This window comes from Thermogemmatispora argillosa, from assembly GCF_059696725.1.
The window spans coordinates 1,303,746-1,327,322 of record NZ_AP019377.1; the positions used below are offsets into that span (position 1 = coordinate 1,303,746).

Here is a 23,577-nt window from a genome sequence, read left to right on the forward strand (position 1 = left end):
TGCGCTGCACTGGCCCCAGGTGGTGGTGAAGGCCAGGCGCGTTCTCCTTTCTGTGTAGTCGTTCTCAGAAGAGCTGTCAATAGACCAGGGCCACGGAATCGCTCAATGGTACTGGCGACTACCTCTCCTTAGCCATTGTATGCTATACTAGCCACGATATAGAGCAGTCCTGACAAGAATACAGGTAGAATAGAAGAATAGTTCAGGCAATTTTAGCTTTTCTTGAGCCTGTTCTCTTCATGCTACGAGCGGGTGGCCTGGGTCTTCCCAGCCCAAAACGTGGTTTTGTAGTGGAGCGTTCCCTATTGCTTCATTTGTACATCATCACCATTACAGATAGTCGAAACTCGATGGAAAAGGAGGCGGCGCTTCTTCCCCACGTCTGCAGTCAGGGGGATGCGCTCTGCATGAGCCGATGAATGTCAGTACCGGTGGCTCGCATATTCTTATTTTTGAACGCGATCAGCAACTTGCTGCCTTGCTCAGTAGCGAGCTACAACTTGCCGGCTACGAATGCCATATAGCTCGCACGGCAGTAGAAGTCTTTGACGCGATTGCACGCCATCAGGTGCGGCTTGTTCTGGTCAACCTGGCCCAGGCAGCGGCGGGGCGCCGTGAGTTCTGGGTAGCACTAGACGCGCAGCGGCGGGGGCGTGGCGTGCTGGTGCTGACCTATCGCTGCACCAACCTGGCCGGCTACGGCCCGTATGATCCCGAGGAGCATCGGCAGACGGTCGATGTAGAGGTTGATGGCATGCTCGGCATCATGCGCCTGGTCGAGGCTGTCCGGGCTCAGGTGCCTTTGCCGGCTACGGCCTCGCATCCCCAGGTGCGCCTGGCTGAGGTGCCAATGCAGGCGTCGCCCTCTCCTACCCTGACCAGTCTGCAGCCGACGGTTCCTCATCCGGCGGTTTTCTCCCCGGCTCAGAGCCAGCTCAGCGAGCTTCAGCGGCAGTCATCACCGGCTCCGTCGGCCTATACAGCCAGCGTTCAAGCCGCTCCTTCCGCTCCTCCACCGCCGACGTTTACTGATAAGATCCGGGCGGTGATCTATCCGGGGAGCCGCAGTTTTTCGCCGGCTCCCGCTCCTGCGCCTGCGCCGGAGCCGACGAGTTGGGGAACGCCGGCCGGGGCGGGCGGTTTCCAGGGTTCTGAGGGGTTGGGGGCTTTCGCTTCGTCTTCTTCGGCCCGCATGCCCGCTGTGCCGCCAGCGGCCAGCCCTGCCGCTCTGTCTTCGCGCCAGCCGCCCATGAGCCAGGCTGCGCAGTTCTCGCCTGCTTCTCATGCTTCTCCTTCACCCGCTCAGGCGTACTACTCATCTTCGCCGCAGTCTGCGTCTATGGAGTTTTATGCCCAGCAGCGTTCTCAGCCGCTGGAGGCTTTCCCACAGGAGCCGGCAGAGACTTTCTATCAGGCGCCGCGCTCGGGGCCTCTGCCCCAGCCATCGGCTGGGCTTCCCTCTCACGAGCCTTTGCCGCAGCAGATGCCGCCAATATCGCCTATGTCCCAGGCGAGTCCTGCGCCCTTTGTACCCGCCTCGCCTTCATCACAGCCAGCGCCGGCTTATCAGCCCGTCTTCCAGGAGAGTCCCTATCAGCCTCACTCTCATCAGGCGTATACGCAGTATGCCCCGCCCGAGGAGAAGGGCGAGTCAAGTCTTGCTCAGCTGACGCGCCTGCTGCGTGAGCGCTCGGCGGCCTCCGCTGCGTCTGGCGAGCGGGCGCCGGAGCCACCCGAGGCGCCAGGCTCGTCTGGAGGGGCTGCCGCCAGCCCGGCGCCCTCAGCTTCCGTCGCTTCGCCGTCGCCGCTGAGCACGGCGTCGCTGCGCGCGGCACCGATCCAAGGGCTGCAATCAGATCAGGAGCCTGATTATCGTCCTTCGCGCTCGGAATCGTATGCCGCGGCTCGTAGCCACTTGCAGGCCCTGGCAGGCTCCAGTCCGGCTATCGGAGAGCTGTCGTCGCTGCGCATGGTTAACCCATCCTCGTCTTCTACACCGGCCTCCGCTCAAGGCCAGATGGCGGCTGGCAATCCCCAGGCGCGCGCCTATACCGCCGAGCAGCCGGCGGTCGAACGGCGCCCGGTCTACACTAATCCTAACGAGACGCTCTCTGAGCGTCCGTCTTCCAGCCAGGTAAGTAGCCCAGGGCAGGTCGAGCGCTTCGAACGCGAGGCGTCAGCAGGGTCAGCAGAGCCAGTCTCTCCAGTCTCCCAGGCGGCTCAGGCCTCCGGCCAGTCCACTCAGGCCGGCCCCGGCAGCGACCTGGCTGCCGCCGCAGACGAGGAGACGAAGAAGGAGATGATGTATCCTGAGCCGGCCCCGGTGGAGCCTGCGCGCCGCTCCTCGCTGGAGCGCGAGTCGGTGACTTCCGACACCACTTTGCTCGATATTGTCCAGAGCCTGCCTCCGATGGAACCGCCACAACAGCGGCAACAGCAACAATCGCCGCCGGTCCTCAATGGGCGGGCGACACGTTCGCTCGGCAGTGTCTTGCTGGAAGGCCACCTGGTGCCCCCTGAGCGCCTGGAAGTGGCGCAGAACGTTCAGCGCATGCTCCGCGGGGTCGATCTGAATTATCAGTTGGGGGAGATCTTACTCATGTTTAAGCTGCTGACCCCCGATCAGTTGCTGGCGGCCAGCCTGGTGAGCTATGGCTTGCTCAATACAGCGCAAATTCGCTCGCTCGGTCGTATTCGCCAGGAACTGCACTCGATGGGGCTGGAATATGATCTGGAGAATCTGCTGATTCTCTTCCGCATCCTGACGCCAGAGCAGCTACGCGAGGTGCGTGCCAGTTGGTCCTCGTAACTGCTCCCTCTCGGAGCCCTGGCCGGACTCTTGCACGAGCGAGGCTGCTCAGCAGGCAAAGAGGGAATAAGAGAAGAGACCTGGCCCGCGAGCGCGGGCCTTCTTTTTTGTCTGGACAGGGTGCTTGTGCTTTGCTGGCTGGTTGCTCGGCTCGGTCCGGGTGACCAGGCGGCACAGGCTTTTCTCCAAAGCAGCCAGGCTCAGCCTGGCCGTTGTTTGCCTGCCTTGCTCGCTACCTCCCGGCATGGGGATTGGCTATAATGTCTGGTGCTAAAAAGCGCAGATTCCCATCCCTAGCAGGAGCTTTAGCCATGCCACAACAACAGCAACAACAGCAACAGTTTGCCGATTACGATCTCTTGGCCGTGTTCAGCGACGAGGAGAAGGCCAGCGCGGCAGAGGGCAAGCTACGCCGCGAGGGCTTCAAGGAGGAGGAGATCTATCGTCTGAGCGCTGGGGCGGTGAAAGGGGGTGAGTTCCGCGATCACGGTCCGCGTCAGGATCGCAGCGCTTTCTTTCTGCGAACTACGCGTAGTGGCCCTCCGGTGGCACTGGTGCTGATTCTGGCAGTGGTAGCGGGTTTAATCGTGGGCCTGCTGGCTTTCGCCCTGGGCTTTGCTTTTCCTGCTTCCGAGCACGGCTTGATTACCTTGATCGGGGCAGTGGTAGGCCTGGCCTGCGGCGCGTTGCTCGCTTTTCTCCGCGGTAGTCGCGTACGTGGCGCGATCGGACAGGACTTGTCGCGCCTCTCTCAGCCGTCAGCCCCGACACGGGAGGCGCGGACCGTGATTGCTTTGCGCTTGCTCGATCCTGAGAACATTAGCCGTAAGTCTCGGGCGCGTGCGATCTTACTCAATAACGGGGGCCGGCTTGATCGCAGCGTGGGCCGTCGGGAGTAAGCGCTGACGGGCCAGCGTCCAGCGCATGTGAGCCGGGGTGAGGTCGGCTTTGCCCTCCTTGTCCCTTTCCTCCAGGCCTCTCTGTCCAGTCGGCGAGCGCAACGGCGCGCTCTGCTCCCGCTTTTTTTCTTTTGCAGGCAGTGACGCAGCGCTCGCCACGGCCTGCTCATTGAAAATTGTCATAGCGATAATGAGGCAGGTGAGGGTCTTACCACTCTGCTGGGCAAACACTGGTAATCTTTGGGTTTCTCAATTAGAATTAGAATAGATTTGCAGCAACGCATCGGCAAGCGCTGGCGGCCCTGGCGAAAGCGCCGAGTTGCCCGCGCAGGAGAAAGAGCGTATGAAGGTGAAGGGGGATACCGTGCCACCGGCCAGACTACAGGTTGATTTGGAAAAGCTCGCGCGCATGCGCGACGCGCTCTTTCCACCGTATAAGGTCATTCTTTTCAATGATGATGAGAATACGATGGATTATGTGGTCGCTGCCCTGTTGGAGGCGGTCCATAGTCTGACGCTGCCGGAGGCCGAACGGATTATGCTGACGGCCCACGTGACAGGAAGCGCTGTGGTTGTGGTCTGTCCCAAAGAGCTGGCCGAGTACTATCAGGAGCGCCTGCAGAGCTACGGCCTGACGGCGACGATCGAGCCGGATTAGCTCCCTGCCGGTCAACTCGCTGGTTGAGGTGCGCACGGGTCGTCTGGCTAGCGGTTTGTTGGCCAGCGTCGACCAGGCCCCCCAGGCGAGGCGGTCAGGAGGGCAGGCAGGGACTGGCAGTATCTGCTCGCAGGCTCCAGGCAAGGCAGTGCCCGGTAGCATTGACGCTGCCAGTCTCTTCCACTTAGAATCTGTAAAAGGGTCTGCAGGGAGGCAGCCATCAGGCTCTTTTAAGCGTTGACAGAGGAGCAACGCGCAGGGCCTGCAGAAGATCCGAACGAAGATGATGCTGTTTTGTCAGATCCGAGATCGAGAAGAGGGGAGACTCTATGGTTCACCTATGGCGCTCAAAAACAAAAGAGGAGGCCGAGACCACCAAGGCGCCCGGGGTCGGAGCCACCGGCGATATCGCAGTCATTGTTGAGGGGAAGAAACTGGATACGGAACTGGTCAGGTTGGCTTGTCTGATGGCCAAGCGGGCGAAACGCAAGGTCCACCTGGTCCATATCATCGAAGTTCCCCGTACCCTCCCTCTCAAGGCTGTCCTCACCGAGAAGTCAAACGCCGCCAATAAGTTGCTCTCCGAGGCTATTGCCATCGCCGAAGAGGCTGGCTGCGATGCAGTCGCTGAGATCGTGCAGGCCCGCGATGCCGGCCCGGCTATTGTGGATGAGGCTCGCGATCACGGTTGCGCTCTGATTATGTTAGGATTGGTGCGTAGCCACCGCTCTCAGAATAATCTGGGGAAGACAATCCCGTATGTGCTGCTCAATGCGCCCTGCCGTGTCTGGGTCATCCAGGACCCTAACGGGACGGCGGCCAGTTGTGCATCTACAACGGTTGCAGCGAGCAGCAGCGATGTCAATGCCAAGGTATGATGCTCAGGCCAGTAACGTGCTGCTTTCTTTGCCAGGCTGAGCAGGCAAGAAGATCATCGTTTATGTTCGCTTCATTAGTAGCGTATACTGCTGAATACGGGTGAGGCGCAGGCCACAGGCTAAGCCCGGCTCCGTCGCAGGTAGAGCCTTTACGTCTCGGGCGCAAGGCAGGGCCGAATTGGGCAGTGCGGAAAGGGTGCTTTGCTACCGGGGAAATGGCGCCGCGCTTTTTCAATGGCTCTCGCAGCCGTAGCTGTGCCGCGCCGCTCGGCTCCAAGGGTGCCTCCTGTTCTTCACGCCTGGTGACCGCTTGCGGTTCCGGGAGGTCTTTTTTTCTCTCTTTCCTCGGTTGCTCGTCTGCTTTCTTGGGGCAGCCTTTGCTTTATCGCGGTCAGCATGCTAATATGCTATAATGGAAGTGGGTGGAATTCTCCTTTTTGTTGACTCAACCGGCTATCACTAGCTCAATCCTGGGAGGAGTCTCGCCATGACGACCAGCCCACAGAACGCAGGACCACCACGCTCCCATAAGGATTACTATACGGCCCTTCATCAGGCCGCCTTGACTTTCTCGTCAAGCCTGGAGTTGGACGAGGTGCTGCACAGCGTGGCCAAGAGCATTGCGGAGGCCATGCAGGTCAAAGCCTGTGTGCTGCGCCTGCTGAATAAGCGCACCGGCCAGCTTGAGATCAGTGCTTTCTATGGGCTGAGCAGCGACTATCTCGGCAAAGGTCCGGTGGATATCTCTCACAGCCCCATCGACCACGAAGTGCTTCAGAGCGGCAAGCCGGTCTTTATCCCCGATGTACGTGTCGACCCTCGTTTTCAGTATCAGGAGGCCGCGCGGCGGGAGGGCCTGGTCTCGTTGCTCTGCGTTCCGCTGGAGGTGCGTGGCGAGGCCATTGGTGTGCTGCGCGTCTATACCGCTGAGCCGGCGACCTTCCATGAGGACGATGTCCAGTTTCTGACCGTTCTCGCCAGCCTGGCCGCGCTCGCCATTGAGAACGCCAGACTGTACGAGAACCTGAAGAGTTCCTACGATGGCGTGATGGATGCCCTGTGGGGCAGCAGTCTCAGCCGCCAGGCGTAAGCCAGTAAGCTGGTAAGGCGGTGTGCCGGCTGACTGGCCATCCTGCTCTGCTCCGGCCCTCGATGATGTCGTGTCCGCCCGCCTCTTGTCCCTTAGTGTAGCGCCTCTTCCTTATGCTGATTTTTTGTCGCTCTGGCCAGGCCTGGCCTCGCTTTAGCGCACGAGAGTATTGGTGAGATATGGCGAAGTGAAGGCTGTGCGCTCACCCATCCGTTTGCCAGGTACCGGGAAGAGCCGTGCTGCTAGTGGCTTGCGCAGGCGCGTGGCCAGGGTAGCGACGTCGAGCAACAGGGCGGCGATGAGCTGCTCCGGGCTGTCACCGGGTAGGGGAATGGTGTCCAGCCCCGTGCCACAGACGGCGGAGTAGAGCAGCAACTGATGGACGTGCAGGCGCCCCTCTTCCCAGCGCCGTCCTAAGATGGCATCCTCCAGCACAGGTAGCATGAGGCCGCAGTAGCCACAGGTGGGCAGGGTAGTGCTTTGGAGGCCACGCGTGATGGCGGCAGCTACTGCGAGAGTGCCAGGATCACCGATGAGGCCATAGCCACAGGCTTCGAGGGCGGGAACGATGCTCGCTTCCCCAAGGGGGGCCGGAGAGAGGTCCAGGCCGTTGTAGTGAAGGTGCAGTTCATCACTGAGGGCACTGGCCAGGACAGAGAGCGGCCTCAGTTGGTCTTCGAGGGTGCGGCGCACAACGGCGCTGATGGTCGTTAGGGGTAGTGGCTGGCTGGTTGCCGCTGCGACCCTCAAGGCCTGGCTCAGCAGCGGCGCGCTCTGGAGGCCAAGGCCAAGGCTGGCCGGGCCGCGATGATAGGCGGCGGGGAAGAAGGGGCAACCTGCTTCAACGCAGGCAAGCATGGCAAAGCGGAAGTTGCCATCTCCTTCGGGGGTCTCTTGCGCCAGGCGGAGCATGAGGCGAGCAACGTGCGGCGCAGCTTCCTGGCGGAGTCCGTCTTCGTTGCTGGCCAGGAGGACGCTGGCATTAAGGGCAGGACCGGCGACGAGCAGGTCGGCCAGCAGGCTCAGGCGGTCAAGGGGAAAGGCCGGCTCAACGGCCAACGCCGGGCCAAGCGAGCAGAAGGCGATGTCGACCTCGTTTAGCATGGCCTGTAGTTCGCGCCCGTAGCGCTCAATGTCTTTGGCTGGCCAGTCGGCCAGGTCGCTCAGCAGCGGTCGCGTGGCGAGGCGGAGCGTTTGTACTTCGTAGCCCGCCTCGCTCAGGCGCGTGGCTATGGTACGCAGGGTCTGGGCCAGGCGCTTTACGATGGCGGCTGTCAGGGGATGTGGCTCGGCTACGCCCAGGGTAATGGTGCGAATGGTGACCATTGGTGCTGACTCCTTTCCTCCTTCGTTGTTATCCGTATACAATATCTCCAGAATAGGCGATTTCAAGGTGAGCCGCCAGTATACTTGACTCAAGGCCCGGCGAGGGCCGCCAGACCGGGTCGTAGGGCGGCCTCAGCCGGAAGCTTTCAGCCAGAGAGAGGTGACAGCCAGGCGCTATGTCTACGACGCAAGAGACCGCGCAGCAGGCTGGCACCTGCTTTTTGTGTCCACTTGATATCTCAGCTCGTCCCTGCGCCGTTCCCCGCCTGGAGGGGCGGCTCCTCTCCGCCTGGGAACAAGCGGCAGGCGCCGCTGCTGGGAGCAGGGTGGGCGAGCGGTCGCCCTGCCTCCTGCTGAAAACGGCTGAGGGGCTGGTTTCTCTGCAGTTGACGCGCGACTACCGCCGTTTAGTGCAGGAGCTGCGGGCGCGCGGTCGCAGCGTCCGGGGCCTGCTGCTGCGTGTCTATCATCTGCCCGAGCCGGCGCAGCCTGCGGAGCAGCAGGGGCGCCTTGTTCTCTCTTACCGCGCTGGTCCGTGGACGCTGGTCGTGGTTGAGCCGGATACGCTGCTCAACATCACGGACCTGCTCTACGCAGAGTATTGTCCGCGTCAGTATCTGCTTCAGCGCCTGCTTCCTGGCGGGGCAACGTTGGAGACGCTGCGCGGCACGCTGGTGCATGCCTGTTTTAAGGAGCTGCTGAAGGCCCACGATCGTGGCCTGCTGGCGGCAGAGAGCGGCCAGGCGCTGGTATTGCTGCGCCGGCAACTGCGGAGGGCTTTGGAGCGGAGCCGCGTTGAGTTGGCGCTACTGAAGATTGCCCCCGAGCAGTTAGAGGCCGAGGTTATGCCCCATCTGGAGAGCCTGGCACGCTGGTTTGAGCAGCAGCGTACGACGCTGTGGGATGTTCCGGCTCCAGACGAAGCCACTCTGGGTAGCTCAGTAGCAACGGAGCGCAGCGAGCATCTGGTACGGGCTGAGACGTTTTTGCTGGCGCCGGAGCTCGGTCTGAAGGGACGCTTAGATGTGCTCTGGCAGCAAGGGGGACGCCGCCGCTTGCTTGAGCTGAAGACAGGCGGCGCCTCGGGACCGCTGCCGCGCCGTAACCATCGCTGGCAGGTGCATGGCTATCATGCCCTGTTGACGGTTCGCCGCCAGGCTCGGACACAGAAGGCGCTGGCGACTCTCCTCTATAGCGGCACGCCCGGCGAGGCTCAGGCCTTTGGAATTCCGTTCTCTGTTCGTGAGCTGCAGCAGGTCAATGAGCAGCGCAATCTGCTGGCGATCAGCCATGTAACTGGCGAGCCATGTGCCCCACCAGGTCCGGCGCGCTGCGCGAAGTGCGCGCTACTGGAGGAGTGCCGGCTTGTCTCCTGGCTGCTGGGCTGGGAGCCGCCGGCGTCCACGGCTGCGGGGGGGACCCCGGCGCCATCTGCCGAGCCTGCACCGCCGTTCCTGGCTTCTCCGCTCACGGAGGCCGATCGCGCTTTCTTTGCTCACTACTACCGCTTGCTACATATCGAGGGGCGGGCCAGCGAGCAAGAGCAAGCCCTGCTCTGGCGGGCGCCGGTCGCAGAGCATGTGGCGCGCGGCATGGCGATCACTGGCCTGACTCCTCTGGAGCCGCCTCAGCCGACCGAACAAGGCGAGTGGGTGCAACGCTTCCGCTGTGAGAATCGCTCGGAGCTGCGCAGCGGCGATGAGATCCTGCTCTGTGACGGTCATCCCCTGGATGGCGAGGTAGTCACGGGTACGATTCTGGAGGTCGGGGCCCGTGAGGTGACGGTCTGGACCCCTGAGCTGATTGCCAATCCGACTTTGATCGAACGCCATGCCACAGATGTGGTTCACGTGCGCACGCTGCAGAACCTGTGGCGCTGGCTGCAGGTGGAGCCGCGCCTGCGCGAGCTGGTCTATGGCCAGCGGCGCCCGCGCTTCAGTCGCGAGCCAGTGACGCCGCGAGCGGATTTTAATCGCGAGCAGAATTTGGCAGTAGAGCGCGCGCTCCAAATGCAGGACTATCTGCTGATCCACGGTCCGCCAGGTACAGGCAAGACCGCGGTGATTGCGGAGATCGTGAAGCGGCTCTGTCAGCGTGGCGAACGGGTCTTGTTGGCCGCCTTCACGAATCAGGCAGTGGATAACATGCTGCTGCGCCTGGAGGCCGAGGGCTTTCACGACTATCTGCGCCTGGGACATGAGCGCAGTGTAGCCGAGGGCGTACAAGATCATCTCTTGAAGCATCTGGCGCCACTGGCGTCGGAGCCGCCGCCGGAGTCAGAGACGGCAACGGTCCCAGCTTTAGAGACCGCCGAGCTGCGGGCCGCTCTGCGTACGCTGCCTGTGGTGGCCTCGACAACTGCCACCTGGTCCTCCGAGCGCTATGCCCCCGACGAGGGACAGGAGGCTGGGGGGAGTCCGCTGCTGCGCTTCGATGTGGCCCTGATCGACGAGGCCGGTCAGTTGACGGTTCCAGCCTTGCTCGGAGCTTTGCGCTTTGCCCGGCGCTTCATTCTGGTGGGCGATGAAAAGCAGCTTCCGCCGCTGGTGCTCAGTCGCGAGGCGGCAGCAGAGGGGCTGCGCGAGTCGTTGTTTAGTCTGCTGAAACGGCGCGATGAGGAGTATGTGGCAACGCATCCCGGAGCTGAGAGCGCCTGCGTGGCCTTGACAACTCAGTACCGCATGCATGAGCAGATCGCCGCCTTCCCTTCGCATTGTTTCTATAGGGGAGAGCTGCGCGCTCATCCCTCGGTAGCCCGGCGCCAATTGGTCTTGCGTATGCCACCGGCGCCCCCGCTCGGCGAGCGCCCGGCGATCTTACGGGCGCTGCATCCGGCGCAGCCCCTGGTCTTTCTCAACGTGACTACGCCGGAGAGCGAGGCACGAGTGAGCCAGGCTGAAGCTCGCCTGGTACGCGAGCTGGTAACGGCTCTGCTTGCTCGGGGGGTCGGCCCCTCTCAGATCGGGATTATTGCCCCTTACCGTGCCCAGGTGGCGAACCTGCGCCGCCACCTGGTCTGGAAACAGTATGGCGCCCCCCATCCCGCTTTGACCATCGATACGGTCGACCGCTTTCAGGGCGGCGAGCGCATGGTGATCATCATCTCGTTCGCAACGGCGCAGGCGCCGCCTCGGGACAGCCTGCTCTACGAGTTTTTGACCGATGCGCATCGCCTCAATGTGGCCCTGACACGTGCCCAGCGCAAGCTGATCCTGGTTGGTCACGCCGCCGCGCTGGAGGGGCTGCCGATCCTGGGCGATCTGCTGCTATATTGCCGCGAACGGGCGGCCTTTATCTCTACGGAAGAGGAGTGAGCAAAACGATGGAGGAGCAGAAGCGCATTCTAGTGGTTGGTAGCCTGAACATGGATCAGGTGGTCGAGGTGCCACGCCTGCCAGCGCTTGGCGAGACCTTGCTAGGTGCTGGCTCGCTGAAGCTGGTCCCGGGCGGGAAGGGCGCTAATCAGGCGGTGGCTATGGCGCGGCTGGGGGCACAGGTGACTATGGCCGGGCGCGTGGGCCGCGATCCTTTCGGACAGCAGTTGCTGGCCGCTTTGCAGTCGACAGGTGTCTCTACTGAGCTGGTGGCCGTCGATGAGGAGGAGGCCAGCGGTACAGCCTTTATTTTCTTGGTTGCGCAGGACAATGCCATCATTGTGGCCGCAGGCGCTAACGGGCGTGTCGGGAGCGATGCCAGCCATTTGGCCCAGATTGAGGAGGCTCTCAGACGGGCCTCCGCCCTGGTGCTTCAGCTTGAAATCCCTCTGACGACGGTCGCGCATCTGATTCAGGCGGCGCGGGCCGCTGGGGTCCCAGTGGTGCTGAACGCCGCGCCGGCTCAGCCTCTCAGCTCCGAGCTGCTCCGTCAGGTCGAGTTGCTGATTGTCAATGAGCATGAGGCTCAGGCCCTGGTCGCTGCTCTGGAGAGCGCCTCAACCGCCGATAGCGGTAGCTTCGGCGCGCTAGCCAGCGAGGAGGACTCTGCAGATGTTTTGGCCCAGGCGCGGCGGCTGGCGCTGCGTTTGCATGCCCACGGGGTGGCAACGGTAGCGGTGACGCTCGGTGCGGCGGGGGCGCTCCTGGTGACGCGAGCTACGCAGGCCGCTTCAGGCACGGTGAAGGCTGATCCGCTTTGCCTCTATGAGCCGGCTCCTCGTGTCCAGGTGACCGATACGACGGCGGCGGGCGATTGCTTTGTGGGCGCCTTAACTGTCGCCCTGCTGGAAGGCCAGCCTCCAGCTCAAGCCCTGCGTTTCGCCGTCTACGCCAGTGCTCTCAAGGTGACGCGCTTCGGCGCTCAGTCGGGCCTTCCAAGCCGCGCGGAGGTTGCGGCCTTTCTGTCCGCTCGCGCTTCGGCGCAGGATTAAGCGCCCGGCTCAGCCCGGCCCTCCTCTCAGTTCGCTTCCACCGCCTTTTTGACAAGGCTCACGCCTTGCGCTATATTTATGTGAAGTAATCCCTACTGTGTTACTTGGGATAGGGTCGAACATCTGGAGGATGGGGAACGGAACATTCGGGATATCAGCAGGGAAGGAAGGAGCTGGAGACTATGCCCCAGATCAATGAGGCCGATGTAATCGAGGCCCTGCGGGAATGCTATGACCCAGAGATTCCCGTCAACATCTACGATCTCGGCCTGGTCTATGGGATCGATATTAATCAGGAAACGGGCCATGTGCACATTAAGATGACGCTGACCTCAATGGGTTGTCCCCTGGTTGGCGATGTGATGTCTGAGGTCGAAATGCGCGTCAGCCAGGTCGAGAATGTGAAGTCGTGCGACGTGGAGATGACTTTCGATCCGCCCTGGACTCCCGATCGCATGTCTGAAGACGCTAAGTGGGAGCTGGGCCTGATCTAGCATGCACGGCGCCAGGCCCAGCGCGCTCAGTTCGCCTCTTTCAGGCCCTTCTTTGATCCCCTTGCGTCACTCTTGCCGCAGGGCTGCATTGGCACGTGACTGCCCACCGGTGGCGCTCTAGATCATCCGCTCGCTTTCCGTCGCGACGGTGGTCCGCCGCCCGCCGGCTGCGGTTTGTCACGTGTTATTTTTTTCTCTTTTTACTCTTCCCCTCGACAAAGCAGTATGTTATACTAAGTGCCATCAATCAATACATTTATCTTCATGATATGAATGGATGAGGGGAACCATCCTCCACGTAGGGAGTGGCGCCTCAAGCCTTTTTCTCCTACTATCTGGCTGGACAGCAACACCAGCCCGGTTTGTTAGGCAGGGCAGTGGGAGCAGCCGCAGTTCAGGCGTGATGCTCTGAAATGATAGCCACTGACTGAGTCAGAGAGCGGCGACGAGCTAACCAAGAAGAGGACTGCGGTTGTGGTCTTTTCCACAAGCAGTCTGTAGAAAGCGAAAGAATCCAAGGGTATCAAGGAAGTGGAGAGCACCGGCGCAGCGCCAGCCCAGGGGACAGGACATCATCAGCCGAAGACAAAGGAGGCTTTGTCTTGGAGCAGCAGCCACCGATGCTGATGGCCACGATGACGCCGATGCAGCTCCACTGAGAGCAGGAGGTTTTAAGAGATCTCATGGTCAGGCACTGTGAGTTTTGCTACGCAGCGGTGCCCGAAAGCTACACCAGGTGTCCCGTCTGTGGGGCAGTCTTGAGCGGAGACCAGGGCCCGGCTCAGACCCTGGGAGGCCAGCCAGCAGGTGGCCCTTATGCAGCGTTCTCCTCTCAGGAGACGCCCGTTGTCACCGGCGCCAGCGGAGGCCCAGCCGGGGCCGAGAGCAATGCAGGAACAGAGGATACTACCAGCACAGAGGCTGGTTCTTCGCTTCCAAGCGAGACCTACCCTACGCCCCCAACTGAGGCAGGGCCAAGAGCGCGGCGCATAGCCCATTTTCAGCGCAGCGAGTTTGCAGCCAAGCCTCGCCCATCGCTCTCACGCTCGCTGCAAATGGGTTTTGTGTTGATGCTCTTGCTGTTTTTGATCGGCATTGGTTTAGCGATTTACGGCGGTATCTATCACCCGGCACAGTTGCGAGCGGGTGCGACGGCAACGGTCAGCGCCGCACTGACAGCCCTCACTCAGAGCACTGCGCAGGCGCATGCCCGGGCTGCCGCAACGGCTACCGCACAGGCCCACGCTACAGCAACGGCTGCCGCACAGGCGACGGCAATCGCTGCCGCCACAGCTACAGCTCAGCAGGCCACCTACGAGGAGGCAACAAAGGGCAATCCAACGCTGTTCGACCCCTTGACCGGACAGGATGGAAACCAGTGGACCTTGGATAACAATCAGCGCGAAGGTTGTTTCTTTTCCGGGCAAAGCCTGCATTCGCTGGTCGCCAGCGATCATGTTTTTCTTCCTTGTCTGGCGCAGGCAACCAACTTTGCTAACTTTACGCTGCAGGTTCATATGCGATTGGTTCAAGGCGATGGCGGTGGCCTGATCTTCCGTGCCAATGCGAATAGTGGCACAGGCTATCTCTTTTTCGTAGCTAGCGACGGAAACTATAGCCTCATGCTCTCTGATGGTACGCAAGCAAACGCCCTGGTGGGCGGTCCGACAAGCGCCATTCATACGGCCCAAGGCCAGGATAATTTGCTAACCGTGATCGCGCGCGGCTCATCGATTCTGCTCTATGTGAATAAGCACTATGTAGGAAGCACGCAGGATGCCAACTTTAGCACAGGACAGATCGGTATCTTCGCTATCGATCTCGGCCATGTGACGGAGGCCTCCTTTTCCGAACTCCAGGTCTGGTTACGCTAGCCAGGCCGCCTCTTTGTCCGTCTGCCTGCCCCGCCTGTTCCACGGTCGTCTTTTGTGCTGGTCAGAACCCGGGGAACGCCGGCAGCCAGCAAGGAGGCCGCTGACGTGGGAAGGCTACCGTTCGTTCACGGCTGCCCCTACCCAACTAAGGAAATTGCTTATGTTGAGATCACTTGGCATAGATTGAAAAGCATGTTATGCTGATGATGCTTTGCTTTAAGAGGTCATGACGCCCAGCCTTGCTTTGAGGAGGGTTTTCTTACCTATGCAATGCCAGATCTGCCAGGGCGAGCTGCCCGCCGGGGCACGCATCTGCCCCTCCTGCGGCGCTCCCACCCCTTACAATGTGCTGGAGCCTGAGAAGGCGCAGGCTCCCTCTTCCCCACCCGAAAGCCCAGATGAGACGCTGATTAAGCGGCGCACCGAGGCCAGCGAGCAGCCACAGTCGGTCAGCGCTGAGGATAGTGAGCGCACCTTGCGCGCGCCATACAGCGAGCCGACGGTACGTGCACCTTCACGCTGGCAGCAGCCCCAGCCTCCCGGTGCAGAGGAGAGGGCTGCCGCTCAGTCGAGGGAAGGCCAGGCCACGCCCCCCGAGAGCGCGCCTCAGCAGGCCAGCGCCGAGGCAGGGGCCGCGGCTCAGCCCGCTTCCACCAGCACACCTGTTCCTACGCCTGCTCCTGACCACGGCAGAGAGACGTCACAGCCTTGGCGGCCAGACGCCGCCACTAGCTATGGCTGGACACCGGCCCCTTCCTCCGGTCCCGCTACGCCTTCCCATCTTGGCCCATCCGGCGCCTATCCGGCTGCACCGGCCCAGACGCCAGGCGTGGGCTGGCCGCCGCAGCCTGCCAGTCCTGTCAGCCAAAGCGGAAGCTGGTCAACACCGCCGGGCTATCAGCAGCCTCCAGCGGCTCAGCCTCCAGGGCCGACTAGCTTCACTGGCTCGTACTACCCTGGCTATCCTCCCGCGCCGTCTGCCTTCACCTCTGGTCAGCTTCCAGCCGTGGGGACGAGTAGGGAGGCCGGCGCCGCTTTTCCCCAGCAGGGGCAGCCCGGTTGGTCGTCGCTGCCACAGCAGCCCCCAGCAGGGGTAGCCGGCCCTGGTCTCGCTTTTCCTGCTCCTCCTACGCCTGTCCCGCCAGGAGCAGCCAGAGGAGGCCGGTCGATGATAGCCCTGATCCTGGCGGTTTTGCTCATCTGTGTCATGGTTCTGCTTGGAGTCGTCGTTTACCTCGGCATCATTCGCCCTGGCCAGGAACATGCCGCGGCTACAGCCACAGCCCAGAGCGCGACAGCTCTGGCTCGCAGCCATCAGACAGCGACGGCTGTCGCCCAGGCTAACGCTACGGCAACGATGACGGCCCTGCAGAACAATCCTTCAGCGCTCTACAGCTATATTGTTGCTCAGTCTCCTCAGGTGAATGATTCGCTGAGCAGCCAGAGCTCCAGCAACTGGGACGATACGCTCAATAGCGACGGCAGCGGCTGCCAGTTCAACAATGGCGCGCTGCATGTCCTGACGACGGCGGATACACCGTTCTGGGCCTGCATCGCCAATGCTCTCACGTATCAAAATCTGGCCTTTCAGGTGGACATGAAGATCATCAAGGGCGATAAGAATGGCCTCCAAACGCTGGCGGGCCTGGCCTTCCGCTTCAATGAGGGCACCCGTAGTTTCTATAGCCTCTTAATCAGTCCCAGCGGGGCCTATCTGCTGAGCAAGTTCACCGACGAAAACTTTACTCCTCTCTCCGAGGGAGTCAGCGACGCCATTAACTCGGATCTTGGCCAGAGCAACACATTGACCGTCATCGCACAGGAAAACATAGTGATGGTCTTTGTGAACCAGCACTACATTACAACGGTCCATGAAAGCAACCTGTCGAGCGGTCAGGTTGGTCTGCTCGCCCTGAGCACAAGCAAAACTCCTACCGATGTCGCTTTCCAGAACTTGAAAATCTGGCGGCTCTAAACGAAAGAGCTGAGATTGCCCTGGTTGGATAGGAGGAGGAATTGAGCCATGCGAGCCAGACGATAACCATCGTCTCGCATGATCCAACGCAATGGCAGGGACGCTGGCTACTATCGCGGGTAACAGAGCGTCAGGCGCCTGGTCCTCTCCGAGACTGCCAGCCCCCCTCTCCTCCCTCTTCTTGCATGTATTCACTCACTCAGAAGGTTGGCCCGGGGCCTCAGCTCTGGCTCGTCGGCGCCTCGCCAGCGTGACCAGGGCTAGCCTTGCCAGCAGCGCTCATGCTATAGTAGCAGAGAGAAGCGAGCATACGGGAAAAAGGCTACTGTCAAGCGAGGGAACGCCACCCATGCCAGGGAAGCAGCAATCAGGCCGCCCGCAGTTGAATGTCACCGGTCCAGAACCGGAGCGACCGCCAGCCTATGGGAGGGAGCCAATGAATCCGGGGGAGCATGAGGGATCGAGCGCTCAGCCGACTGAGACCGAGGAGCAGGCGAAGACCAGCGCGCTCGTTCAGGCGTCTGCAGCTACGCCTGTCCCTTTCCGGCGCAGGCGCGCTGGACTCTCTCGCGGGCAGTGGTGGCTGGCTGGGGTACTCGCCGCCCTGCTGCTGTTGGCGAGCATGATCCTCTTGGTGACCCTGACTACTGGCCAGGCTACGGCGGTGCTCCAGGCCCAGGCCACGGCCCGCGCTCGGGCCACGCGCGATGTCCTCGCCAGCGCCAGCGCTCAGGCCGCGGGCACGGCCCAGGCACTGGCTACCCAGCAGGCCGCTATCTATGCTACCGCTACTGCTCAAAGCCTGGCTACGGCCCAGAATAGCCAGCTTACCGCCACCGCTACCGCCTACGATGAGCGCCTGAGCCAGATTACGCAGGGCCAACCAGGTTTCAGCGATGATCTCAGCGCCCCCGAGGAAACCCACGGCTGGGACCAGGGCTTCAGCGATGCTGGTACCGGTTGCTTCTTTAACAATGGGGCCTATGAGGCGCGCGCGGGCCATCCCGGGCTGATTCAGCCCTGCCTGGCTCATAGTACTCACTTCAGTCAGTTTGTCTACGAGGTGCAGCTGACGATCATCCAGGGCCAGGAGGCCGGCCTACTCTTCCGCGCTAGCAGCGACGGCCAGAGCTACTATCTCTTCCGCATTAGTGTCAACGGCTCCTTCGCCCTTGATCTGTATCAGGGCACTGGCGCCCAAACCCTGCTGACGGGCTTCAGTCCGGCGATCAGCAGCGGTCTGACTCAGACCAATATTCTGAGCGTGCTGGCCACTCAGGATACAATTGTGCTCTACGTCAATGAGCAGGCCGTGGGTAGCGTTCACGATCACTCGCTGGCGTCGGGCGCGATCGGCGTGGCCGCTATCGATGACCAGTTGCCCTGCGTGGCTCAATTCAGCAATGCCCACGTCTGGCCAGTGCCAGAGTGAACGAGTGGGTTGGTAGATGAGCAAGCGAGGGAGGCTCTGTCTGGGTCGCTCCCAGCGCCTCGGAAGCGGACGCTGAAGCCGGGCCCAGTGCAATTGACAGAGGGCGCCACGTCTGCTATCCTATCCCTACCAGAAGCGAAGGAAGCAGGAACGCACAACAGCGCCACTATTCAGCAAAGGCGATGAACAGGATGAGTACCTCATGCGCCGGACGCCAGAGAGCTGCGGGCCGGTGCAACGCAGTGCCGGCCATGAGGGAATCCACCTGGGAGCTCACGCGATGAGCGTCTGCGGTTGCCCCCGTTAACGGGCTAATGAGGGGCTGCTCTGCCCCGATGGGCCGCTTCGCGGCCAGGAAGGAGCCTGAGATGCTCACTGCGCCGCCAGGGAGCAGAGCGCCTGAATGAAGGTGGCACCACGGCTTACGCTGCTGACCAGCGTTGTCGTCCTTACACAGAGTGGACGATAACGCTTTTTTATTGCGTTGGCAGCCCAGAAAAAGGCTAGCGGCGCCTGGCCCCCAGGTCCGGGCCGGCCATTCGGCTTTGTCCGCCAGCCGGCTGGCCGATCAGCCCACCAGCCTCTCTGCCTGAGAGGCTCTGCTCCACGGCTGGGCTGGCAGCGATAAATCCTGCTCCAATAGCAGCAGCAGTATCAGCAGAGAAGAAGATGGAGGGTTTTTGATGTTGGATCTCGGTTTTATCCGCACTCATCCTGAGCTTGTCAAGGAGGCTGTGCGTCTCAAGCAGAGCGACTTTGATGTCGACCAGTTTCTCGCCCTGGACCGCCAGGTGCTGGAGCTCCAGCACCAGGTTGAGACCTTGCGCGCCGAGCAGAACCAGCTTTCCAAGCGGATCGGGCAGGCTGGCAAAGACAAGGAGCTGCGCGAGTCACTCATCGCCCAGGGCAAGCAACTGGCAGCGCGCCTTAAGGAGCTGGAGCCCCAGCTAGAGGCGCTGATCGAGCAGCGTCAACAGCTCTTGTACCTGGTGCCACAGATTCCTGATCCCTCGGCTCCGGTCGGCGCCGGTGAGGAAGACAATGTCCCGGTGCGTTACTGGGGAGAGAAGCCACGGTTTGACTTCCCGCTGCTGGATCACTACACCCTCATGCAGAAACTGGACCTGGTTGACATGGAGCGGGCGGCCAAAATCGCTGGCTCGCGCAGCTATGTGCTCAAGGGCGATGCCGCCCGCCTTGAAATGGCCCTGCTGCACTTTGCTTTCGATCGCATCGCTGCCAAGGGCTTCACGCCTCTGATCGTGCCAGCGATGGCGCGAGAGTTCTGCTTTATCGGCAACGGCCAGTTTCCACGCGGACGCGACCAGGTCTATGCCCTGGAGGGTGAGGACACCTTCCTTGTAGGCACCGCCGAGGTCTCGATTACAGGCATGTTCAAGGATGAGATCCTCAGCTACGAAGAGCTGCCCCTGACCTTCGTTGGCTTCTGCCCATGCTTCCGCAAGGAGGCCGGCACCTATGGCAAGGATACGCGCGGCGTCTTCCGCGTGCATCAGTTTAACAAGGTCGAGCAGTATGTGATCTGCGAAGCTTCACACGAAGAGTCGGTACGCTGGCATGAACAGCTGATTCGCAACGCAGAGGAGCTGGTCCAGGCCCTGGAGATCCCCTATCGCGTGGTCAACGTCTGCACGGGTGATATGGGCGATGGCAAGGTCGGCATGTATGATCTGGAATGCTGGGTACCCAGCGAGGGCCGCTATCGCGAAACGCATTCCTGTTCATACTTTCATGACTGGCAGGCGCGGCGCGTGAATATCCGCTATCGCGATCGCGATGGTAAGGTGAAGTTTGTCCACACGCTCAACAACACGGCCATCGCTTCTCCACGGATCTTGATCCCGCTGCTAGAGAACCATCAGCAGCCCGACGGCTCGGTCCGCATTCCAGAGGCGCTGCGTCCCTACCTGGGTGGGCAGGAGGTCCTGCGTCCGCGCCGCTCATAGCTGCCCCGCTCCTGAGCAAGGCAGGCGGACAGGCAGGTCCGTGGCTCGTATCTGACCGGCGTGGGCCTGGAGCCGCGGCCGACTAGGTCAGGGGAATGATTTCCCCACGCGGCTCGCCGCTGGCGTCTTCGATATAGAGGCGACCAAGCGTACAAGCTGGCTGGCTGCGGCGATCGGTGGCGCTGCCGGGATTGAATAGCAGCAGTCCGTCTTGCTGGCGCAGATAGGGAACATGCGTGTGACCGAAGATCACGCAGCGCGCCTGCGGGAACTCACGGCGGGCCGCCTGCAGGCGCGCCTCATCTTCACTGCGCCGCCGGGGCACGCTGTCGGGGCTGAGAATGTGCACGATTCCGATCCGGCAGCCGCCAATCACCAGCTCGCGCTTGATGGGCAAGGTGCGCCGCACCTCGTCGCTTTCGACGTTGCCTTGCACGGCCACCACGGGGGCAATGGTTTCGAGTTCGTTGATCACAGCCAGCACCGAGAGATCGCCAGCGTGAATGATCAGCTCGACATCGGCAAAATGACGCCAGAGCGCCTCGGGCAGGGCTTTGAAGCGTGGAATATGGGTATCCGATAGGACGCCGATGACGTGTTCCATCGGCTCTCACCTCCGTTGCTGCAGTCAGATGCGTGCCGGCTGGCGAACGTGTAACATGAGAGGGCCAGCTACCTTCCCGGGGAGGGCCGTCGCGCTGTTTGCCTGCTCTTGATTGAACCTGATACGACATCGCTGGCCCTTCTCTGCCGCTCGCTCTCACTAAGGAGAGGATAACAGATTGACCATGCGCATCGCCATTATCTCCGATATTCATGGAAATCAGGTGGCCCTGGAGGCCGTGCTAGAAGACCTGGGGCGCCAGCCAGCGATCGATCAGATCGTCATTGCTGGCGACCTTTGCTTGAATGGTCCTCGCCCGCGCGAGGTGCTCAGCATTGTTCAGCAGCTCGGCTGTCCAGTCATCAAAGGGAACGTCGATGAGGAGGTGGTGACCGCCGCCCCCGAGAAAGGGCGCAAGAAACAGAGCACCGTGGCCTGGACGCGCGAGCAGATCGGCCCGGAAGGCATCGCCTACCTGCGCGACCTGCCTTTCTCGTACCGCGTGGCTAATCCCGCTGGCAGCGATGCCCTGATCGTGCACGCCAACCCCCATAATTTGGAGGATGCTATCGCCCCTCATGCCTCCGATCAAGAGCTGGAGCGCTTGCTTGCTGGCTTAGATGAGCGGGTTGGAGCTTTGGCTTTCGGCCACCTGCATATCGCTTATCGGCGGCGCTGGCGACGGCTGTTGCTGCTAGATGTGGCAAGCTGCGGCCTGCCGCGCGATGGGGACCAGCGCGCCGCCTACGGTATTCTGAGCTGGCAGGGCGACGACTGGGAGGGCGAGATTCGTCGCGTCCCTTACGATCTGGAGGCCGTCATCGCGCAGATCCGCACCAGTGGAATGCCCCATCCCGAGCAGCGTATCAAGATTCTGCTAGAGGCCCACTACTGAGGTCCCGCCTCAGCGCGCCCTTGCCTGCGTAGAGGACAGCCATACCGCCAAAAGCGGAACAACGGGGCGCAGGCCATGCTGGGGAGTCGCCTGACCCGCGCCCCGTTGTCCAAGTGAAGCGCTGAAGCGGAGCAGCTATCGTGCTCTACTAACTATAAGACATGTAATAATTGACAGAAGATACAAGTACAGGTTGATGGATGACCAGGAGCATGCTCAAGCAGCGACTGCGGTTGCTCGGTACGGGGCAGCTCCTGCAGCGGCATCGCTTCCTCTCCGAGGTAACTGGCAGCATCGCCGATATCGACCAGCTCAAGCTCACGCATAATTTCTTTCAGTTCACTCGTAGTCGCCATGCTCAATGATCCCTCTTCTCTCGCAGGACACTCAGCCCCGGGACGCAGAGAGCCCGCACGAGTGGCACACTCCCGCAGCAACAGAGAGAAGACACATGTTGCATCCGGGAAATGCAGGATAAAGCACTCCAATTCAATAAATTCCAATAATTAAGCAATAAAGACAGGCTCTGATTGACCCTTACCCCACTCACTGGGAGCAGCGAGGCCACAGCCAGCCAGGGGCAAGCCAGTCAGGGCCTTCTTCTCTCCGCCCGGCCAGAGAGTCGGCGCTGGTCGCGAGCTGGAAGCCAGCCAGATAGCTTCCATTTATATATACGTGTCCTGGTGGACATTCATCGCCAGGCTCGCAGGCGAATAGGCCAGTTGGGTCAGGCAAGCGAGCAAGAAGCACAGCAAGAGAGCAGGCCAGAGGGGCGAAGCGTCGCGAAGAGAAGCAAAGGGAGAGAAAGAGAGCGTATGCTGACCCGAGGCTTACCCCAGGCTCACCGGCTGCCCTTCAGCCTGCAGGGCAGCAGGACAAGGGCAGCCGGTTGTCATGAGCAACCACGCACCAGGGCAGACAGGGAAGAAAAGGAGCGAGCTAGTGAGCCTGGCTTAGAAATGAGACTGACTGGCGGCCACGCCGGTGAAATCGGGCGAGATCGGCCTGACGCCGGCGGGCTGGGTCGCATCGACCTGGTAGATCACCGAATCGCGCGTCGGCACGCGCTGATCGGGGGTCGAGCCATAGTGTGCCGGTGGCAGCAGGCCGCCCATATCCACCGACTGCAGCGACTCGAAGGCGCGGAAGAGGCCATCGCGCGTCAGGTCGCCATTCTCCATAGCCTTCTTCAGAATGGCGTAGGTCACATAGGACTCGGCGTAGCCAAACTCAAAGTAGCCATCGGGCTGCTGCTTCGGGAAGTACTTGGCCTGGTCCTCTAACATCTGCTTCATGCCCGGCACACTGGTATCGCCCCAGGCCGCTCCCTGCGAGACCACCCAGGCCCGGCTGATCAGCGGCTTCAACGCCGGCACCGCCAACAACTGAATCGAGAAGGCCGGGCTTTGCAGAATCCATTGCGGATTGTAGCCCAGCTTGTAGGCCGTTGCGATAATGGTCGCCGTTGCTGTCGGCAGCGTCGTCATAAAGACATACTTCGCCCCGGAAGCCTTTAGTTGCGCCACCTGAGCCGTGAAGTCGGTGTCATTGACCGCAAAGGAGACTTGGGCCACATCGTGCAGATGGTAGACGCTGACCGCCTCGCGGTAGCCCGTCAGGCCATCCTGGCCATAGTCATCGTTCTGGTAGATGATGGCTGTAGACGGATTCTTGACGCCGAGCTTGTTGACAATGTAGTCAAAGGCGTTCTCGACTTGCAGGCGGTAGGGTGTGCCGACCAGAATCAGATACTTCTCGCGCGCCAGCGCCGATGAGAGCGTGGCCGCCGAGACCAGCATGTGATCGGCTGCCGCCAGGTCCTTGATGGCAAAGGTCGGCTGGGTTCCCAGGCTGTCGGCGATCATCAGCACCTGGTTGCGAATCTGGTTATATTTCTGGACCTCTAGCTGCGGGCTATACTGCGTATCCTGTTCAATGAATTGCACTTTGAAGCCATTAATACCCCCGTGGTCATTGACGTGGTAGAAGAAGGCTTTGACGCCGTTAGCAATCGGGATGCCAACTGGCCCGGCCACCGGCCCCGAGTAGGGCGAGAGGATGCCCAGCGTAATCGTCTTCTTGTTAAGATCAACGCCAGGCCCCGCCTTAAGCCCACCTGTGCTACTGCCCGTGCTGCTGCCCGCGCAGCCCGCCAGAATCGGTAGACCGGCCAGGAGGATGAGTATACAGGTAAACCAGAAGCGTTTGGCCAACATGAATGATTACCCCCTTATCGAGCCAAAGGCACAAAATACTACATAGAACCGGCTGGTTTCTTTCCTACGGTCTTTCTTGTTGACTCCTGTGAAG

Annotated in this window: 17 protein-coding genes; 14 read left to right on the top strand and 3 right to left on the bottom strand. The window is 61.3% G+C overall.

The annotated features are described in order from the left end of the window. The first annotated feature begins 415 nt into the window (after positions 1-415). The 5 genes from AC6H1L_RS05125 to AC6H1L_RS05145 all read left to right on the top strand — a co-directional run bounded on the left by AC6H1L_RS05125 (position 416) and on the right by AC6H1L_RS05145 (position 6,334). A complete protein-coding gene (locus AC6H1L_RS05125; RefSeq protein WP_497600461.1) occupies positions 416-2,809 on the top strand; it encodes a hypothetical protein in 2,394 nt (797 codons plus the stop codon). A gap of 311 nt (positions 2,810-3,120) precedes the next feature. Beyond that, positions 3,121-3,708 carry a hypothetical protein gene (locus AC6H1L_RS05130; protein ID WP_497600462.1) on the top strand — a complete coding sequence of 196 codons (588 nt, stop codon included), beginning with the start codon at positions 3,121-3,123 and terminating at the stop codon, positions 3,706-3,708. A 343-nt stretch (positions 3,709-4,051) separates the two neighbouring features. Next, on the top strand, positions 4,052-4,366 hold the full coding sequence (locus tag AC6H1L_RS05135; RefSeq protein WP_497600463.1) for an ATP-dependent Clp protease adaptor ClpS: 315 nt from the start codon (positions 4,052-4,054) through the stop codon (positions 4,364-4,366). 329 nt (positions 4,367-4,695) lie between these two features. Next, positions 4,696-5,244, top strand: a complete 549-nt coding sequence (locus tag AC6H1L_RS05140; protein WP_497600464.1) for a universal stress protein — start codon at positions 4,696-4,698, stop codon at positions 5,242-5,244. A 487-nt stretch (positions 5,245-5,731) separates the two neighbouring features. Continuing rightward, the gene (locus AC6H1L_RS05145) at positions 5,732-6,334 is read left to right on the top strand and encodes a GAF domain-containing protein (protein WP_497600465.1); all 603 of its coding nucleotides are present in this window, start codon (positions 5,732-5,734) and stop codon (positions 6,332-6,334) included. Positions 6,335-6,487: 153 nt separating this feature from the next. Here AC6H1L_RS05145 and AC6H1L_RS05150 read toward each other — a convergent pair whose 3' ends face one another. After that, a complete protein-coding gene (locus AC6H1L_RS05150) occupies positions 6,488-7,660 on the bottom strand; it encodes a DUF711 family protein (protein ID WP_497600466.1) in 1,173 nt (390 codons plus the stop codon). 176 nt (positions 7,661-7,836) lie between these two features. On the opposite strand from AC6H1L_RS05150, the gene AC6H1L_RS05155 reads away from it, so the two are divergent. From AC6H1L_RS05155 to serS, 7 genes are all read left to right on the top strand, one after another. Continuing rightward, positions 7,837-10,974: an AAA domain-containing protein gene (locus tag AC6H1L_RS05155; RefSeq protein WP_497600467.1), complete on the top strand. Its 3,138-nt coding sequence runs from the start codon at positions 7,837-7,839 to the stop codon at positions 10,972-10,974. 8 nt (positions 10,975-10,982) lie between these two features. Next, entirely contained in the window at positions 10,983-12,026 is a 1,044-nt protein-coding gene (locus AC6H1L_RS05160) for a ribokinase (protein ID WP_497600468.1), read from the top strand. A gap of 182 nt (positions 12,027-12,208) precedes the next feature. Further along, complete coding sequence (locus tag AC6H1L_RS05165; RefSeq protein ID WP_497600469.1) at positions 12,209-12,520, top strand: iron-sulfur cluster assembly protein; 312 nt, start codon at positions 12,209-12,211, stop codon at positions 12,518-12,520. Between the two features lie 758 nt (positions 12,521-13,278). Continuing rightward, positions 13,279-14,394: a LamG-like jellyroll fold domain-containing protein gene (locus AC6H1L_RS05170; protein ID WP_497600470.1), complete on the top strand. Its 1,116-nt coding sequence runs from the start codon at positions 13,279-13,281 to the stop codon at positions 14,392-14,394. A 265-nt stretch (positions 14,395-14,659) separates the two neighbouring features. After that, the gene (locus AC6H1L_RS05175) at positions 14,660-16,369 is read left to right on the top strand and encodes a hypothetical protein (protein WP_497600471.1); all 1,710 of its coding nucleotides are present in this window, start codon (positions 14,660-14,662) and stop codon (positions 16,367-16,369) included. Between the two features lie 349 nt (positions 16,370-16,718). Continuing rightward, positions 16,719-17,801, top strand: a complete 1,083-nt coding sequence (locus AC6H1L_RS05180) for a hypothetical protein (RefSeq protein WP_497600472.1) — start codon at positions 16,719-16,721, stop codon at positions 17,799-17,801. Between the two features lie 683 nt (positions 17,802-18,484). Continuing rightward, on the top strand, positions 18,485-19,768 hold the full coding sequence (gene serS / locus AC6H1L_RS05185; RefSeq protein WP_497600473.1) for a serine--tRNA ligase: 1,284 nt from the start codon (positions 18,485-18,487) through the stop codon (positions 19,766-19,768). 82 nt (positions 19,769-19,850) lie between these two features. Here serS and AC6H1L_RS05190 read toward each other — a convergent pair whose 3' ends face one another. Then, complete coding sequence (locus AC6H1L_RS05190; RefSeq protein ID WP_497600474.1) at positions 19,851-20,372, bottom strand: metallophosphoesterase family protein; 522 nt, start codon at positions 20,370-20,372, stop codon at positions 19,851-19,853. Positions 20,373-20,556: 184 nt separating this feature from the next. Between AC6H1L_RS05190 and AC6H1L_RS05195 the strand changes: the two genes are divergently transcribed. Next, positions 20,557-21,267, top strand: a complete 711-nt coding sequence (locus tag AC6H1L_RS05195) for a metallophosphoesterase family protein (protein WP_497601512.1) — start codon at positions 20,557-20,559, stop codon at positions 21,265-21,267. A 212-nt stretch (positions 21,268-21,479) separates the two neighbouring features. Continuing rightward, positions 21,480-21,632, top strand: coding sequence for a hypothetical protein (locus tag AC6H1L_RS05200; RefSeq protein WP_497600475.1), 153 nt, complete (start codon positions 21,480-21,482; stop codon positions 21,630-21,632). A 588-nt stretch (positions 21,633-22,220) separates the two neighbouring features. Here the strand turns inward: AC6H1L_RS05200 and AC6H1L_RS05205 are convergent. Beyond that, on the bottom strand, positions 22,221-23,483 hold the full coding sequence (locus tag AC6H1L_RS05205) for an ABC transporter substrate-binding protein (protein ID WP_497600476.1): 1,263 nt from the start codon (positions 23,481-23,483) through the stop codon (positions 22,221-22,223). Positions 23,484-23,577: the final 94 nt, after the last annotated feature.